Consider the following 271-nt stretch of genomic DNA (forward strand, 5'->3'; position numbering starts at 1 on the left):
CTGAAGCACTACCGAAAACATTTACACCGGGTCATCTTGCCTACGTGATCTACACTTCCGGTTCCACAGGGAATCCTAAAGGCGTAATGGTGGAGCATGCATCCCTGGCAAATTATGTGAACTGTGGTCGATCAAACTATTCAAATGATTCATCACCTTTAAATTTTGGGCTGTTTACCTCCTTATCCTTTGATCTCACCGTTACAAGTATCTACCTGCCCCTGATCAGTGGAGGAGAACTTACTATTTTCAATAGCACATCAGATGTTTC

At 43.2% G+C, this 271-nt stretch carries 1 protein-coding gene; it reads left to right on the forward strand.

Annotation, left to right across the window (positions count from 1 at the left end; all coding sequences use genetic code 11):
* Positions 1 to 271, forward strand: a 271-nt coding sequence (locus A4R26_RS05460) for an AMP-binding protein (protein ID WP_133054555.1), incomplete at both ends; no start/stop codon positions are given.

The organism is Niastella populi (assembly GCF_002078015.1).
Classification (GTDB): domain Bacteria; phylum Bacteroidota; class Bacteroidia; order Chitinophagales; family Chitinophagaceae; genus Niastella; species Niastella populi.